Here is a 14,570-nt window from a genome sequence, read left to right as displayed (position 1 = left end):
ACTCTGGGCAACAATATTGACCATGATTGTCACAATATTGGCAGGCCCAGGTTATGCCCAGGCGGAAACGCGGGCGCTGCTGGTCGGCGCGTGGCAATTCCGTTCGAAGCTGATCATGGACCTGGCCGGCCCGGAAAATGATCTGGCCGCGATGGAAACGGTGATTCGCGGGCAGGGCGCCACCGATGTCACGGTTTTGCGCAATGATGGCGTCAGCCGTACCACGGTCGAAACCGCGCTCCATGCGCTGGGGCTGCGGTCCCGGCCGGGCGACTGGATCTTCCTTTATTATACCGGCCATGGCGCGCTGGCGGAGGCAGCGGTCAAGGGCACGCGCGACGGCGACACCGACCAGTTCCTGCCGCTGCCCGGCTTCGACCCCGATGTGAAGGACGCCGAACGCTTCATCGTCGACAAGGATTTCTACACCTGGCTGTCGCTCTATGTGCCGCGCGGGGTGCAGGTGCTGATGATGGCCGACACCTGCCATTCGGGCACGCTGCACCGTTCGGTCGATCCGCGCGCCATGGGCCTGACCCCGCGCCTGACGCTGGGCGCGCGCAATGTCGAACTGGGATCGCGCCCCGCGCCGCGCTTCGCCAGCGTGCTGGCGCCGGGCGAGGGGGCGCCGGTCAGCGTGACCCGCGACGACCTGCCCAACCTCTTCTACATCAGCGCCGCGCGCGACGACCAGATCGCCTGGGAAAACGCCCTGCCGGTCGAAGGCGCGCCGGCGCGCGGCTTCCTCACCTGGTCGTTCGAACAGGGGCTGACGACGCCGCGCGCCGATGGCCGGGGCATGGCGGCGGACCAGAATGGGGACGGCACGCTCGCGATCGGCGAACTGGGCAGCTATCTCAACGTCCAGGTGCGGATGCTGAGCGGCCAGCGGCAGGAAAGCAGCACCATCATCCCGCCGGGCCGCGACATGCAGGGCCTGTTCGCCACCGTGCCGCCACCGCCCGCGCCCCCGGCCCCGCCGCCGCTGCCCGGCCTCTATGTGGCGGACGCAAAGGCGCGGGCGGGCGTCACCGGCGACTATCCCTGGCGCATCCTGACCGATGGACAAGGCGCGGACTTCGTTTGGGATGCGCGCGCGCAGGCCATGCTGCGCCGGACCGGCGACATCGTCGCGCAGAATGTGAAGGGGTTGCCGCAGGTGCGCGGGGTGATCGACAAATGGGCGACGCTCGAAGCGCTGCGCCCGTTCCTGTCGGAAAGCGCGGCGCGGGTCATGGTCGGCCCGCTCGACAATGGCGCGCGCTATCCCGCCGGCGCGCCGGTCACGCTGGCGCTCGCCCAGGCAGAGGTCGCCAGCGGGCCGCGCTACGCGACCGTGTTCAACATCGCGGCGGATGGCACGGTGCAGCGCCTCTATCCGGTAGCGGACCAGGACAAGGACGGGCAACTTGCCCCCGGCCAGTCGCTTCCCGTGCTCGAAAGCCAGGTCATCCCGCCCTATGGCGCCGATCATGTCGTCGCGCTGGTGACGCCGCACCCGCCGCACGATTTCCGCCTGTTGTTGCGCACCGTCGAAAATCAGCGCGCCTCCGCCCGGCTGGTCGCGCCGATCCGCGACCTGCTGGCCAAGGACGGCGGCCAGTCCAGCCTGTCGATCGGCGAGCTTTACACCGGGAGCTGAACCGCCATGCGCCTAGTTGCTGAGGATCACCGTCCGGCTGCGCGCGGCGCTCTTGTTGCCGATATCGACCCGATATTGGCCCGACGCGCGGGGCGTCACCGCGCAGACCGGGGCATAATCGGCATTGTCGTCCAGGCAGATCTGTTTCCCCGACGCATCGAGCAGGCGGATATACATGCTGGTGCCGATGTCGCCGATCGCCCCGATGCGCAGCGGCTCTCCGCCCCTGGCGGTGACGCTGAAGCGATAGGCGTTGCGCGGGCTGACATCCTGCACCCGCCGCACCAGCCCCTTGCCAAAGGCCGACGCCACCACGCCGCGCCCGGCCGACTGGGCAAGGCGGATTTGCAGCAGCAGCGTCTGGTCGTCGCGCGCCAGCGTCCTGGCTTCGGCGAACAGTGCATCGGGCGAGAATGCGGCATCGCCTTCCCCTTGGGCATCGTCGCGCATCGGCACCTGTTGCAGCATCCGCGCGGCGGTCAGCATCGCATGGGGGTCGCGTTCCCGCCGCGCGAAGTCGGCGACCTGCCGCGCGGCGACCGCCTGGGCGAAGGGATCGGCCGGGATGGCGGGCGCAGGGTGCGCTGCGGGCGCGCCGTCCTGCGCGACGGCCGGACCGCCCATCGCCATCATCGCCGCCCCGGCGGCTAGGATACAGCGCATCATGTCCAATCCCCTCGGCAAGATTTTCTCCGTTCCTGTGGATACTGCCGCAGCCGTCGGAAAGCCAGTGCTGGCGGGCGGGGCGGACCTCGCCGGCTTTGCCCAGAAACATCTGTCGGCGCTGGTCGGCGGGGGCGCGGGGCGTTACGCCGCCTTCATCAGCTACAGCCATGCCGACATGGCGTTCGCCCGCTGGCTGCACCGCGCGATCGAAAATTATCGCGTGCCAAAGGGGCTGGTCGGCACGATCGGCGATCGCGGGCCGATCCCCGCGCGGCTGCGCCCCATTTTCCGCGACGAGGATGAACTGGCGGGCGCGGCCGAACTCGGCCCCAAATTGCAGGGCGCGCTGGCCCGGTCCGACGCGCTGATCGTCATCTGCTCGCCTGCTGCCGCGCGTTCGGTCTGGGTCGACAAGGAAATTCGCAGCTTCAAGCGGATCAATCCCGACGCGCCGGTTTTCGCGGTGATCGCGGCGGGCGTGCCGGGCGACCCGGAACGGGAATGCTTCCCCGCCCCCCTGCTGTTCGCACTCGACGACGCGGGCGAACTGGATCGCGGCCAGCCGCTCGAACCGCTCGCCCCCGACCTGCAGAAAAATGAGCGCCAGATAGTGAAGCTCAAGCTGATCGCCGGGCTGCTGGGCGCGTCCTATGCCGCGCTCTATCGCCGCGACCAGCGCCGCAGCCGGCGGATCGCCGCCGGGCTGTCGGCCGCCGCGCTGCTGCTGATTCTGGTGCTTTCCGGCCTGTCGATCGCCGCCTTCAGCTACGCCCGCATGGCGGTGGAGCAGCGCAACGAGGCGCAGGCCGCGCGCCGCCTTGCCGAGGAAAATGCCGACAAGGCGGAGCGCCGCGCCTGGCTGGCCCAGGTCGCCGCGCAGGAAGTCCGGCGCATGGTGGATGAAGGCCAGAACTGCCCCCGGCCGTGACTTGGATTGGAGGATAACATGCAAGAAAGTGACCGCTACGAACAAACGGTCTATAAGTCTCTCAACCGCTTCCTAGGGTACAGCTTCGTTTCAATCATTGGAATGCTGAGCATTTTGGCGATTCTGATTACCACGGGTGAAATGAGCCATCCAGATTATGAATCGAGTAGCTGCAATAAGGAAATGTGGATGGTTGTCCCATATTTCATGGGATTTGTGAACGTCATAGTTATATTGATTCAATTGTTAACGTTTCAAAATCGGCAATCGAAGATCATTGCGGCTGTTTCGGTGGTGTGGCTTGTCGGATTGGCGCTTCCCTTCTTCCTGATAGACTATGTCCCGCCTGAAACGCCGGGAACATGTCTCTGATTCTATTCCCGCCACCCCCGGTCGATCCGGTCGATCACCCGCACCATCGCTTCGAAATCCGGTACGCCCGGTCCGACCGGCAATTGCACGCCGGACAGGTCGCGCTGATGCACGGCGATCACGTCGGCGGGAATGTCGACCGGCGTGCCGGCAGCGCCGGCGGCCACCTGGATCTCGCAGGCGCGCTGGAGCATCCAGTGCTTGAGGAAGGCTTCGGGCAGGCTTTCCCCCATCACCAAAGTCCCGTGGTTGCGCAGCAGCATGACCCGCCGGTCGCTCAGATTGGCGATCAGCCGCTCGCCTTCCTCCGCGCGGATCGTGACGCCTTCGAAGTCATGATAGGCGATTCGCCCGATGAAGGCGGCGGCGTAGAAGCTGATCGGCCGCAATCCTTCGGCGCAGGCGCTCACCGCCATGCCGGCGGTCGTATGGGTGTGGATGATGCAATGGGCATCGGGCAGGTGGCGGTGGAACACGCTATGCTGGGTGAAGCCGGCGCGGTTGACCGGATAGGGGCTGCCGTCCAGCAGCTGGCCGTCGATGTCGATCTTGACCAGGTTGGACGCGGTCACTTCGCCATAGCCCAGGCCGAACGGATTGATCAGGAACGCGCCCGATTCGCCCGGCACGCGCAGGGTGATGTGGTTGTAGATCAGTTCCGACCAGCCCATATGGTCGAAGATGCGGTAACAGGCGGCCAGTTGCTGGCGCGCTTCCCATTCCGCGGGCGACATGTCGGGGCATTTTGCGGCTGTGGCCATGGCGATCCTCCTCTATCTTTATCGCGTCACTATCCCTCCAATGGCCAACAATGTCGAGATTGCGGCCTTTAGGGTTGAATTTGCGTGACCCTGCTGGTAGGGCGCCCGCCACATGGCGCAGGGCAACCTGCGGCGACTCACTGGCTTTGCTATTCGGTCGGCCCGTCGGGAAGGATGAAAAATCCCGGCGAACCGCTCGTTTTCGATTGGAGATTGACGGACTTATGCAGATCATCGTTCGCGACAATAATGTCGACCAGGCCCTCCGCGCGCTCAAGAAGAAGCTGCAGCGTGAAGGCGTGTATCGCGAAATGAAGCTGCGTCGTCACTACGAGAAGCCGTCGGAAAAGCGCGCCCGTGAAAAGGCCGCCGCCATCCGCCGCGCCCGCAAGATGGATCGCAAGCGCGCCGAGCGCGACGGCGCGAAGTAAGCGCCGCAGGGGCCGGCCCAGTCTTTTGACCCGGCCGTCCCTGCTTTCCTGACACTGCCTTCCGCCCCTAATTTGCGAGCCTTACGCCCATGTCCACGACGGCTGTTCCCCTTCGTCCTGTCGCCAAGGGGTCGCTGACGCGGCTCTGGGTCGGCATTGCCGCCGTCGCGCTGGCCGCGGGCGGCCTTGCCTGGGCGGGGCAGCAGGGTGTCGACCCGTCGCCGGCCGCCTTTCTGGTGCAGAACGGCCATGCCGATGGCGTTGTGACAACCGAATCGGGCCTTCAGTACAAGGTGCTGTCGGAAGGCGCGGGCGCCACCCCGACCACCGCCGACGTGGCGCTGGTGGGCTATAAGGGCACGCTGCTCGACGGCACGGTGTTCGACGAGAATCCGCAGGCTGCCATGCCGATCGACGGCGTGGTGCCGGGCTTCTCCGAGGGTCTGCAAAAGATGAAGAAGGGCGGCAAATATCGCCTCTGGATCCCGCCGCAGCTTGGCTATGGCGATCAGGCCGCCGGCCCGATCCCGGCCGGTTCGGTGCTGGTGTTCGACGTGACGCTGCACGATTACAAGTCGAAGGCGGAACTGATGCAGCTTCAGCAGCAGATGCAGCAGGGCATGCCGCAGCCCGGCCGCTGATCGCACAAAGCCATCGACATGGAAAAGGGGCCGCCACTCGGCCCCTTTTTTCTTGTCCGGTTATATCCGCCGCGAAGCCGAAGGGGATGCGCGCGCAGCGCGTGACGGCGGGGTGTCACGCTATCATGAGCGCGCCGCCTCTTCCTGCCGCCGCGACCCGTTCAGGCGTGGCCCTGGCACACCGAATCGTCCGGCACGCCCGCGCCGAACGCCAGCGCGTCGGCGGTGCCGATCTTTTCTTCCCCGGCGAACAGCTTGTCGAGTCGGGCCTTGATGTCGCGCCGATATTCGGCGGTCGCGACCGATCGCGGCGCCGACACCTCGATGTCGCAGGCGATGGCGTCCTTGATCCGCTCCACGGCCGGACCATCCAGCACCCCGGCGCGCCGCAACTCCATGCAAAGCTGCAACAGTCCTGCGGCGGTCGCATGGGCGCGCAGCCCCACATTGGTCAGGTCGAAATGCAGTCTCTTCTGCTTGTCCAGCGTCACGCTCATCGTCCGGCTCCTCTCGGCGAAACATCTATCATAGCCAGAAGCACAGCGCAGGAAAGACGGTTCCAGCCAGACCTATCGCACGGGTGCGACGCTCTGCGGCCGCAGGCTGTTGCCCGCACGGCCGCTGCGAAACGCATGCAGCCAGCTCAGCGGGTTCCAGCCCGAATCGCCATCCAGGCTGAAGGTGATGAACTCCGCCCGGCCGCCGATCGCTTCCCACGGCACCGGCCCGCCCAGGCCGTTTTTCTCCAGCGGCGCGCGGCTGTCGGCGCTGTTGTCGCGATTGTCACCCATCAGGAACACATGGTCGGCCGGCACGCGGACCGGCCCATACCAGTCGAGCGCGCTCGGCCCCATGTCGATCGTCACATAGGTCTTGCCATTAGGCAGGATTTCCTGCCGCACCGGCAGTTCGCAATAGTCGCGACCGTCCCGGCCAGTGACGCGCGCGCCGGGGAATTGCAGCGGCGGGCAGGGGGCGTTGCCGTCGACCGGGATACGCATCGGTTTCAGGACCTTCTGCGGCACCGCCACGCCATTCAGGATCACCTGGCCGCCGCGCACCTCCACGATGTCGCCGGGCAGGCCGATCACCCGCTTGATATAATCCTCGCGCCGGTTCTGGGGGGAGACGATCACGATGTCGCCACGCTCCGGCAATCGCCCGAACAGCCGTCCTTTCAGGAAGGGCAGGGGGTGGAAGCTGGGCGAGACATAGGACCAGCCATAGGGAAATTTGCTGACCACCAGCCGGTCGCCGGTCAGCAGCACCGGCATCATGGATTCGGACGGGATGTAGAAAGGCTTGGCGACGAAGCTGTGAAAGGCCAGCACCGCGAGGATCAGCAGGGCGATGCTTTTGACCTCATGCCACCAGTTGACCGACGCCGCCGCCTCCGCTGGCGCGTCCGGGGCGGGCTGGGCGTCTGGCAGGTCGATGGCCGTCACGGGCTGGCTTTCGCTGGAATCGTCGGGGGAAGGGGGCATGGGGGCAGAGGTCACAGGGGCAGCGCTTCGATGATGACAAATGCCTGCGCCCATGGATGATCGTCGGTGAGCGTCAGGTGAATGACGGGCCTGTGCCCGGCCGGCACCATCGATTCGAGCCGGGCGAGCGCGCCGCCGGTGAGTTTCAGCGTCGGCGCGCCGGACGGGGCGTTGACCACGCCTATATCCTTCATGAACACCCCGGCCTTGAACCCCGTGCCGACCGCCTTGGAAAACGCCTCCTTGGCGGCGAAGCGCTTGGCCAGCGTCCCCGCCTTGGTGAAGGGGCGGCGGTTGCCCTTGGCCTGCTCGACATCGGTAAACACGCGGCTTTCAAAGCGCGCGCCGAAGCGGTCGAGCGAGTTCTGGATGCGCTCGATATTGCAGAGGTCGGAGCCGAGGCCGATGATCATACGTCGTGCCGAAAGATAAAAACCATCCACCAGATGATAGCCACAGTAGGCACCACAACTACCGATAAAAGCAGAATAGGAGAGATAAACCGTCCCTCCATTCGCTTTTTTCTAGCAGTGCCCACGCAGCAAACCGCAAGGACAGGACTGGCGATCCATGCAATTCGAATAGCGAGCGCCCTGCCTTCCCAGCTTCCCCAGACAAAGATCCCTTCCAAAGCCGCTAAAGCTGCTAATGGCAGAGCGAAAATGGCAATTATGAACATCGCGCCGTAAATAATTTTTTTTGAGCGCTCTGCCGCCAGACTCACCGCGCCAGATCCATCTGCCGCCGCATTTCGCGGATGCTGCCCTCCAGCCCGCCGAAAATCGCTTCGCCGATCAGGAAATGGCCGATATTGAGTTCGGCGATCTGCGGGATCGCGGCGATCGGCGCGACATTGTCGAAGGTCAGGCCGTGGCCCGCATGGGGTTCGATCCCGTTCTTGGCCGCCAGCGCGGCGGCATCGGCGATTCTGCGCAGTTCGGCCGCGCGCGCCTCGCCGCTCAGATGCGCATAGGCGCCGGTGTGAAATTCCACCACCGGCGCGCCCAGCCGGATCGCCGCGTCGATCTGGCGCGCGTCCGCCTCGATGAACAGGCTGACGCGAATCCCCGCATCGGCCAGCGCCGCGACGATGGGCTTCAGCGTTGCGAACTGCCCGGCGGCGTCCAGCCCCCCCTCGGTCGTGCGTTCCTCGCGCTTTTCCGGGACGATGCAGGCAGCGTGCGGCTTGTAGCGCAGCGCGATGTCCAGCATCTCCTGCGTCGCGGCCATCTCCAGATTGAGCGGCACGGTCAGCGCAGCCATCAAGGTGGCGATATCGGCGTCGCGAATATGCCGCCTGTCCTCGCGCAGATGGGCGGTGATGCCATGGGCACCGGCCTTCACCGCCAGCAGCGCCGCCTTGACCGGATCGGGATGCTCGCCCCCGCGCGCGTTGCGGATGGTCGCCACATGGTCGATATTGACGCCAAGGCGAAGGGGGCTGGTCATGGTCCTACTGCTTCCGGCTGCCGGGCTTGATCGCGGGCACCGCCGCCAGTTCGGGCGGTACGGCGTCGGCGTCATAGACCGGAAAGTTGATCGACACGAGCGGGTAGAAGGGGACGCCCAGATCGACCTCGCCGGCCGAACGGTCGACCAGCGCCGCTTCGGCGACGACGATGCCGCCTTCCTTCTCGACCGCTTCGATCGCCTGACGCGACGACAGGCCGGTGGTCACGACATCCTCGACCATCAGCACCTTTTGCCCCGGCGTGATGGCAAAGCCGCGCCGCAGCTCGAAAAAGCCCTCCGGCCGTTCCAGGAACACCGCGTCCTTGTCCAGCGCGCGGCCGATTTCATGGCCGATGATCAGGCCGCCCATCGCGGGCGACACCACCAGGTCGATCTCCTGCCGCAATTCGCGCGGCAGTTTCTGCACCGTCGCGCGGGCCAGCTTGCCGGCCCGGTCGGCGTTCATCAACACGCGCGCGCATTGCAGGTAATTGGCGCTGCGCCGCCCTGACGACAGGATGAAATGTCCTTCGAGCAGCGCCCCCGCCGCCCGGAATTCCGCCAATACTTCCTCGTCGTTCATGCCGTCATATGTCCATGCCGGGCGATGCGGCGCCGTCGGGCGCGCTTCGCCATTCCCTTGGCATGGCGAACCTTCCGGCCCGCCATGATCGCGCCCCTGTGCGCACAGCCTGCCGAATAGGCGGGCAAGGGAAGCGTTGCAACAGCGAAGAAAATCTGCTCCTGCGCGCTTGAGGCGGAGGAAAAGCCTGCCTATAAGCCGCGACAGAACCGAAACGGGCGAGGACCATCGCGCATCAAGTGCGTCTTCGTTGCAGCGGCGCCAAGGGGTTTAGGGGTACGAAGACGCTATGAAGAAAGTGAAATCGCTCGTTCTTGCCGGGTTGCTGGCCTTCGCGCCGGCGCTCGCGCTGAACGGACAGGTGCTGGCGCAGGACAATGCGGTCGCTGCCGCGCCCGCAGCGGACAATGCCGCCGCACCGGCCGAATCGGCCGCCAATGCCGCTGCGCCGGCTGCCGAAGCCGCGCCTGTGGCAAAGGTTGCCGCGCCGCCGCGCATGAAGCCGACCGAAGGCATCGGCATGCCCAGGCCTGGCGAAGTCACGCTTCAGGAACAGTTCAGCCCGACCGGCCATACGGCGCGCTGGCTGCACGATGTGCTGCTGCTGCCGCTCATCACCATCATCTCCATCTTCGTGCTGGCGCTGATGCTCTATGTGATGGTGCGCTATCGCCGCAGCGCCAATCCGGTGCCGTCCAAAACCTCGCACAACACGCTGATCGAAGTGGTGTGGACGGTGCTGCCGGTCGTGATCCTGCTGGTCGTCGCGGTGCCCTCCATCGGCCTGCTCGCCGACCAGTACAAGCCCGCGCCCAAGGATGCGCTGACCGTCAAGGTGACGGGCTATCAATGGTATTGGGGCTATGAATATCCCGACAATGCCATCCCCGAATATGTTTCGAACCTGCTGCCTGAGGACAAGGCCAAGGCCAATGGCGAGCCTTATCTGCTCGCCCCCGACAACCGCCTCGTGCTGCCGGCCGGCCGTCCGGTCAAGCTGATCATCACCGGTGCCGATGTCATCCACGCCTTCGCCGTGCCCTCGCTCTGGCTCAAGATGGACGCCGTCCCCGGCCGCCTGAATGAAAAGAGCGTGTTCATCGAAAAGCCGGGTGTCTATTACGGCCAGTGCTCCGAACTGTGTGGTGCGCGTCACGGCTTCATGCCGATCGCGATCGAGGCGCTGCCGCCCGAACAGTTCGACCAGTGGGTGCTTTCGCAGGGCGGCAGCCTCAAGGGCGCGACAAAGACGGCGCAGGCCGCTCCGGCCGCCGCCGCTGTCGTCGCCGACAAGAAAATCTGATCAGGGTAGGAAGCCATGACAACCATCACCGCAGATCATCACGGCGACCACGCCCACGATCATCATGACGCCGATCACAAGCCGGCCTTCTTCCAGCGCTGGTTCATGTCCACCAATCACAAGGACATCGGCACCCTCTACCTGATCTTCGCGATCGTCGCGGGCATCATCGGTGGCGCTATTTCGGGCCTGATGCGCGCCGAACTGGCGCATCCGGGCATCCAGTATCTGCACCTGTGGGCGCAGACGATGGAAGGGCCGTCGGCGACGATGGACCAGGCCTATCATCTGTGGAACGTGCTGATCACCGCCCACGGCCTCATCATGGTGTTCTTCATGGTGATGCCCGCGATGATCGGCGGCTTTGGCAACTGGTTCGTGCCGATCATGATCGGCGCGCCGGACATGGCCTTCCCGCGGATGAACAATGTCAGCTTCTGGCTGCTCATCCCCGCTTTCGCCCTGCTGCTCGGCTCGACCTTCGTTCCCGGCGGCACCGGCAATGGCGCGGGCACCGGCTGGACGGTCTATGCGCCGCTCTCCACCAGCGGTTCGGCGGGTCCGGCGGTCGACATGGCGATCCTGTCGCTCCATATCGCGGGCGCGTCGTCCATCCTGGGCGCGATCAACTTCATCACCACCATCTTGAACATGCGCGCGCCGGGCATGACCCTGCACAAGATGCCGCTGTTCGTCTGGTCGGTGCTCGTCACCGCCTTCCTGCTGCTGCTCGCGCTGCCGGTCCTGGCCGCCGCGATCACGATGCTGCTGACCGATCGCAACTTCGGCACCACCTTCTACGATGCGGCCGGCGGCGGCGATCCCGAACTCTACCAGCATCTCTTCTGGTTCTTCGGCCATCCCGAAGTCTATATCATGATCCTGCCCGGTTTCGGCATCGTCAGCCAGATCGTGTCGACCTTCAGCCGCAAGCCGGTGTTCGGTTATCTCGGCATGGCCTATGCCATGGTCGCGATCGGCGTCGTCGGCTTCGTCGTGTGGGCGCATCATATGTTCACCACCGGCATGAGCGTGAACGTGAAGATGTATTTCACCGCCGCGACGATGGTGATCGCGGTGCCGACCGGCATCAAGATCTTCTCCTGGATCGCGACCATCTGGGGTGGCTCGATCAGCTACAAGACGCCGATGGTCTGGGCGCTGGGCTTCATCTTCCTCTTCACCGTGGGCGGCGTCACCGGCGTCGTGCTGGCCAATGGCGGCGTCGACGACGTGCTGCACGACACCTATTATGTCGTCGCGCACTTCCACTATGTCCTCTCGCTGGGCGCGGTGTTCGGCCTGTTCGCGGGCTTCTATTACTGGTTCCCGAAAATGTCGGGCAGGATGTACAACGAGTTCCTCGGCCATCTGCACTTCTGGGTGTTCTTCGCCGGTGTGAACCTGCTGTTCTTCCCGATGCATTTCCTGGGCCTGTCGGGCATGCCGCGTCGCTACCCGGACTATCCGGCGGCCTTTGAAAAGTGGAACAGCGTGGCGACCAACGGCTATATGATCATGGCCGCGGGCATGGTGATCTTCTTCATCAACCTGATCTGGTCGCTGGCCGCCGGCAAGAAGGCGGAGGGCAATCCCTGGGGTGAAGGCGCGACCACGCTGGAATGGACGCTGCCCAGCCCGCCCCCCTTCCACCAGTTCGAGACGCTGCCCGTCGTCGACTGACATCATGGCGCGCCCGGCTTCGGCCGGGCGTTTCCATCGCAAAAGGGACGGGCAGGGGGGATACCGCCTGCCCATTTGCCGAAATCGACCCATGGCTGTAAGCCGCCGTGTCGATGCAAGAGGAGTTTATGGCCAGTACGCCGATCATGTCCGGGCTGAATACGCCGGCAATGCCTGCCCATTGGCGCGACTTCCTCGCGCTGACGAAGCCGCGCGTCATGACCCTGGTTGTGTTCACGGGCTTGTGCGGCCTGCTCGCCGCGCCCGGCCATATTCACCCCGTCCTGGCCTTTACCGCGATTCTCTGCATCGCGCTGGGGGCCGGCGCGGCCGCCACGCTCAACCAGTGGTGGGAAGCCGATATCGACGCGAAGATGAAGCGCACCGCCAACCGGCCACTGCCCGCCGGGCGCATGGACCGGCAAAGCGCGCTGCATTTCGGTGTGGGCCTGTCCGTCTTTTCCGTGATTTTGCTGGGCATGGCGACCAACTGGTTCGCCGCCATCGTGCTCGCTGTCTCGATCCTCTTCTATGTTTTCATCTACACCATCTGGCTGAAGCCGCGCACGGCCCAGAATATCGTCATTGGCGGGGCTGCCGGCGCGTTCCCGCCGGTGATTGGCTGGGCCGCGGTGACGGGCGATGTCAGCGCGCTGCCGGTGGCGCTGTTCCTGCTGATCTTCTTCTGGACCCCGCCCCATTTCTGGGCGCTGGCCCTCTTCGTAAAGACCGATTATGCCGCCGCCGGCATTCCGATGCTGCCCGTTGTGTCGGGTGAAGTGGCGACCCGTCGACAGATCTGGCTTTACACCGCGATCATGGCGGTTGCGGCGCTGGTCCCGGTGCTGCTGCGCCTCACCGGCCTCGTCTATGGCGTGACCGCGCTGGCGGGCACGGCGCTGTTTGCTGTTTTCGCTTTCCAGGTCTATCGTCGCCGGGAAAGCGACCCCGCGCGCATGGCGCCGGAACGGCGGCTGTTCAAATATTCGATCCTCTATCTCTTCCTGCTGTTCGGGGCGGTGGTCGTCGACCGCTGGGTGCTGGCATGACGCCGGAGGAACAGGATCAGATCCGCGCCCGGCAGAAGTCGCGCGCCCTCGTCACCGGCCTGTTGCTGGGCTTTCTCGTCATCCTCTTCTTCGCCATCACCCTGGCGAAGATCGGCGCGAGCCATAGCATCTGATGGCGACGCTTCCGCCTTCCCCGTTCGACCGTGACAGGCGCAACCGCCGGACGCTGGTGCTGATGGCGGTAGTGGGCCTGTCCATGCTGGCGCTGGGCTTTGCCTCTGTGCCGCTCTATCGCATTTTTTGCGAAAGGACCGGCTTTGGCGGTACGACCAGCCGCGCGGCCGTCGATGTCCAGGTGCGCGCGGCGGCCGGCCACACCATGTCGATCCGTTTCGATTCCAACGTCCAGCCGGGCATGCCGTGGCAATTCTATCCTGAACATCGGACCGATACCGTCACCATCGGGCGCAAGGACATGGCCATCTTCATCGCGAAGAACCTGTCTGACCGGCCCGTCACCGGCACCGCCAGCTTTAACGTCACGCCGACCCAGGCGGGCGGCTATTTCACCAAGATACAGTGTTTCTGCTTCACCCAGCAGACGCTGCAACCGGGGGAAGAGGTGCGGATGCCCGTCCTCTATTATGTCGATCCCAAAATCCTCGACGACCCGGACAACAGGGACACGCAACAGATAACCTTGAGCTACACCTTCTATCCTGTTGAGCAGGGCAAGAAGGCAAGCTAAGGCATTTTGAAGAACAGGAGCAGGGAAGAGCGGACATGGCAGGCGTAAAGAATCACGATTATCACATCCTTCCGCCCAGCATCTGGCCGCTGTTCGGCTCGTTGTCGTCGCTGGTCATGGCGTTCGGTGCGATCATGTGGATGCATCCCGACGCGATGGGGCCGGGTGGCGGCTGGGTATTCCTGATCGGCGTCGCGGGCATTTTGTTCACCTTCTTCAGTTGGTGGGGCAATGTCATCGCCGAAGCCCATGCCGGCGATCATACGCCGGTGGTGCAGTTGCATCTGCGCTACGGCATGATTTTGTTCATCGCGTCCGAAGTGATGTTCTTCGTCGGCTGGTTCTGGGCCTTTTTCGACTTCTCCCTCTTCCCCAGCGCACTGGCCCCGATCGAGGGGATGTTCCCGTCCAAGGGGATCGAGGTGATGAACGCCTTCGAACTGCCCCTGCTCAACACGCTGATCCTGCTCTGTTCGGGCACCACCGTCACCTGGGCGCATCATGCGCTGATCCACGGCGACCGTGACGGCCTGATCAAGGGGCTGTGGTGCACCATCATCCTGGGCGCGATATTCTCGTGCATCCAGGCCTATGAATATGCCCATGCCCCGTTCCCGTTCGGTGGCAGCCCGTACAGCTCGGCCTTCTACATGGCGACCGGCTTCCACGGCTTTCACGTTCTGGTCGGCACCATCTTCCTCATCGTCAACCTGATCCGCGCCTATAAGGGCCACTTCACCCCGCGCCAGCATTTCGGCTTCGAAGCTGCCGCCTGGTACTGGCATTTCGTTGACGTGGTGTGGCTGTTCCTGTTCGTTGCCATCTATGTCTGGGGTGGCTGGGGCGCGCCGGTCCACGGCGGCTGA

19 protein-coding genes are annotated in these 14,570 nt (G+C 64.8%); 11 read left to right on the top strand and 8 right to left on the bottom strand.

Features of this window, described 5'->3' with window-relative positions:
• The first annotated feature begins 22 nt into the window (after nt 1-22).
• Nucleotides 23-1,642 (top strand): caspase family protein, encoded by a 1,620-nt coding sequence (locus tag Q4610_RS15970; protein WP_304537031.1) that lies wholly within the window; start codon nt 23-25, stop codon nt 1,640-1,642.
• Nucleotides 1,643-1,654: 12 nt separating this feature from the next.
• Here the strand turns inward: Q4610_RS15970 and Q4610_RS15965 are convergent, their stop codons facing one another.
• The gene (locus Q4610_RS15965) at nt 1,655-2,308 is read right to left on the bottom strand and encodes a hypothetical protein (protein WP_304536963.1); all 654 of its coding nucleotides are present in this window, start codon (nt 2,306-2,308) and stop codon (nt 1,655-1,657) included.
• On the opposite strand from Q4610_RS15965, the gene Q4610_RS15960 reads away from it, so the two are divergent.
• On the top strand, nt 2,307-3,236 hold the full coding sequence (locus Q4610_RS15960) for a toll/interleukin-1 receptor domain-containing protein (protein ID WP_304536962.1): 930 nt from the start codon (nt 2,307-2,309) through the stop codon (nt 3,234-3,236). The two genes, Q4610_RS15965 and Q4610_RS15960, sit on opposite strands and share 2 nt — an antisense overlap.
• Nucleotides 3,237-3,254: 18 nt before the next feature.
• Entirely contained in the window at nt 3,255-3,608 is a 354-nt protein-coding gene (locus tag Q4610_RS15955) for a hypothetical protein (protein WP_304536961.1), read from the top strand.
• A 2-nt stretch (nt 3,609-3,610) separates the two neighbouring features.
• Here the strand turns inward: Q4610_RS15955 and Q4610_RS15950 are convergent, their stop codons facing one another.
• Nucleotides 3,611-4,369, bottom strand: a complete 759-nt coding sequence (locus Q4610_RS15950; RefSeq protein WP_304536960.1) for a class II aldolase/adducin family protein — start codon at nt 4,367-4,369, stop codon at nt 3,611-3,613.
• Between the two features lie 224 nt (nt 4,370-4,593).
• On the opposite strand from Q4610_RS15950, the gene rpsU reads away from it, so the two are divergent.
• Complete coding sequence (gene rpsU, locus Q4610_RS15945) at nt 4,594-4,800, top strand: 30S ribosomal protein S21 (RefSeq protein ID WP_304536959.1); 207 nt, start codon at nt 4,594-4,596, stop codon at nt 4,798-4,800.
• Nucleotides 4,801-4,889: 89 nt separating this feature from the next.
• On the top strand, nt 4,890-5,441 hold the full coding sequence (locus Q4610_RS15940; RefSeq protein WP_304536958.1) for an FKBP-type peptidyl-prolyl cis-trans isomerase: 552 nt from the start codon (nt 4,890-4,892) through the stop codon (nt 5,439-5,441).
• Between the two features lie 161 nt (nt 5,442-5,602).
• On the opposite strand, the gene Q4610_RS15935 is transcribed toward Q4610_RS15940, so the two are convergent.
• From Q4610_RS15935 to pyrE, 6 genes are all read right to left on the bottom strand, one after another.
• A complete protein-coding gene (locus Q4610_RS15935; RefSeq protein WP_304536957.1) occupies nt 5,603-5,938 on the bottom strand; it encodes a hypothetical protein in 336 nt (111 codons plus the stop codon).
• A 72-nt stretch (nt 5,939-6,010) separates the two neighbouring features.
• A complete protein-coding gene (lepB, locus tag Q4610_RS15930) occupies nt 6,011-6,886 on the bottom strand; it encodes a signal peptidase I (RefSeq protein WP_425262580.1) in 876 nt (291 codons plus the stop codon).
• A gap of 50 nt (nt 6,887-6,936) precedes the next feature.
• On the bottom strand, nt 6,937-7,338 hold the full coding sequence (gene acpS, locus Q4610_RS15925) for a holo-ACP synthase (RefSeq protein ID WP_304536955.1): 402 nt from the start codon (nt 7,336-7,338) through the stop codon (nt 6,937-6,939).
• Nucleotides 7,335-7,649, bottom strand: coding sequence for a hypothetical protein (locus tag Q4610_RS15920; protein ID WP_304536954.1), 315 nt, complete (start codon nt 7,647-7,649; stop codon nt 7,335-7,337). Before Q4610_RS15920 ends, acpS begins: the two co-directional genes overlap by 4 nt.
• On the bottom strand, nt 7,646-8,374 hold the full coding sequence (locus Q4610_RS15915; protein WP_304536953.1) for a pyridoxine 5'-phosphate synthase: 729 nt from the start codon (nt 8,372-8,374) through the stop codon (nt 7,646-7,648). Before Q4610_RS15915 ends, Q4610_RS15920 begins: the two co-directional genes overlap by 4 nt.
• Nucleotides 8,375-8,378: 4 nt before the next feature.
• Nucleotides 8,379-8,960: an orotate phosphoribosyltransferase gene (gene pyrE, locus Q4610_RS15910; protein ID WP_304536952.1), complete on the bottom strand. Its 582-nt coding sequence runs from the start codon at nt 8,958-8,960 to the stop codon at nt 8,379-8,381.
• A 289-nt stretch (nt 8,961-9,249) separates the two neighbouring features.
• On the opposite strand from pyrE, the gene coxB reads away from it, so the two are divergent.
• The 6 genes from coxB (at nt 9,250) to Q4610_RS15880 (ending at nt 14,570) form a co-directional block, all read left to right on the top strand.
• Nucleotides 9,250-10,263: a cytochrome c oxidase subunit II gene (gene coxB, locus Q4610_RS15905; RefSeq protein WP_304536951.1), complete on the top strand. Its 1,014-nt coding sequence runs from the start codon at nt 9,250-9,252 to the stop codon at nt 10,261-10,263.
• Between the two features lie 15 nt (nt 10,264-10,278).
• Nucleotides 10,279-11,946, top strand: coding sequence for a cytochrome c oxidase subunit I (gene ctaD / locus Q4610_RS15900; protein WP_304536950.1), 1,668 nt, complete (start codon nt 10,279-10,281; stop codon nt 11,944-11,946).
• Nucleotides 11,947-12,074: 128 nt separating this feature from the next.
• Nucleotides 12,075-12,995 carry a heme o synthase gene (locus Q4610_RS15895; RefSeq protein ID WP_304536949.1) on the top strand — a complete coding sequence of 307 codons (921 nt, stop codon included), beginning with the start codon at nt 12,075-12,077 and terminating at the stop codon, nt 12,993-12,995.
• Nucleotides 12,992-13,129, top strand: coding sequence for a hypothetical protein (locus tag Q4610_RS15890; RefSeq protein WP_304536948.1), 138 nt, complete (start codon nt 12,992-12,994; stop codon nt 13,127-13,129). Before Q4610_RS15895 ends, Q4610_RS15890 begins: the two co-directional genes overlap by 4 nt.
• A complete protein-coding gene (locus Q4610_RS15885; RefSeq protein WP_304536947.1) occupies nt 13,129-13,704 on the top strand; it encodes a cytochrome c oxidase assembly protein in 576 nt (191 codons plus the stop codon). Before Q4610_RS15890 ends, Q4610_RS15885 begins: the two co-directional genes overlap by 1 nt.
• 35 nt (nt 13,705-13,739) lie before the next feature.
• Nucleotides 13,740-14,570, top strand: a complete 831-nt coding sequence (locus Q4610_RS15880; RefSeq protein WP_304536946.1) for a cytochrome c oxidase subunit 3 — start codon at nt 13,740-13,742, stop codon at nt 14,568-14,570.

The organism is Sphingobium cyanobacteriorum, from assembly GCF_030580935.1.
GTDB lineage: Bacteria > Pseudomonadota > Alphaproteobacteria > Sphingomonadales > Sphingomonadaceae > Sphingobium > Sphingobium cyanobacteriorum.
Note: the sequence above shows the minus strand (reverse complement) of the source record. Positions and strands in the feature narration are given on the sequence as shown.

Coding starts and splice junctions, on each gene's coding strand:
- Q4610_RS15950 (WP_304536960.1), bottom strand. CDS start 4,369: ATGGCCACAGCCGCAAAATGCCCCGACATGTCGCCCGCGGAATGGGAA.
- Q4610_RS15890 (WP_304536948.1), top strand. CDS start 12,992: ATGACGCCGGAGGAACAGGATCAGATCCGCGCCCGGCAGAAGTCGCGC.
- Q4610_RS15960 (WP_304536962.1), top strand. CDS start 2,307: ATGTCCAATCCCCTCGGCAAGATTTTCTCCGTTCCTGTGGATACTGCC.
- coxB (WP_304536951.1), top strand. CDS start 9,250: ATGAAGAAAGTGAAATCGCTCGTTCTTGCCGGGTTGCTGGCCTTCGCG.
- Q4610_RS15965 (WP_304536963.1), bottom strand. CDS start 2,308: ATGATGCGCTGTATCCTAGCCGCCGGGGCGGCGATGATGGCGATGGGC.
- Q4610_RS15940 (WP_304536958.1), top strand. CDS start 4,890: ATGTCCACGACGGCTGTTCCCCTTCGTCCTGTCGCCAAGGGGTCGCTG.
- acpS (WP_304536955.1), bottom strand. CDS start 7,338: ATGATCATCGGCCTCGGCTCCGACCTCTGCAATATCGAGCGCATCCAG.
- pyrE (WP_304536952.1), bottom strand. CDS start 8,960: ATGAACGACGAGGAAGTATTGGCGGAATTCCGGGCGGCGGGGGCGCTG.
- Q4610_RS15935 (WP_304536957.1), bottom strand. CDS start 5,938: ATGAGCGTGACGCTGGACAAGCAGAAGAGACTGCATTTCGACCTGACC.
- Q4610_RS15895 (WP_304536949.1), top strand. CDS start 12,075: ATGGCCAGTACGCCGATCATGTCCGGGCTGAATACGCCGGCAATGCCT.
- Q4610_RS15880 (WP_304536946.1), top strand. CDS start 13,740: ATGGCAGGCGTAAAGAATCACGATTATCACATCCTTCCGCCCAGCATC.
- Q4610_RS15915 (WP_304536953.1), bottom strand. CDS start 8,374: ATGACCAGCCCCCTTCGCCTTGGCGTCAATATCGACCATGTGGCGACC.
- ctaD (WP_304536950.1), top strand. CDS start 10,279: ATGACAACCATCACCGCAGATCATCACGGCGACCACGCCCACGATCAT.
- Q4610_RS15955 (WP_304536961.1), top strand. CDS start 3,255: ATGCAAGAAAGTGACCGCTACGAACAAACGGTCTATAAGTCTCTCAAC.
- Q4610_RS15970 (WP_304537031.1), top strand. CDS start 23: ATGATTGTCACAATATTGGCAGGCCCAGGTTATGCCCAGGCGGAAACG.
- rpsU (WP_304536959.1), top strand. CDS start 4,594: ATGCAGATCATCGTTCGCGACAATAATGTCGACCAGGCCCTCCGCGCG.
- Q4610_RS15885 (WP_304536947.1), top strand. CDS start 13,129: ATGGCGACGCTTCCGCCTTCCCCGTTCGACCGTGACAGGCGCAACCGC.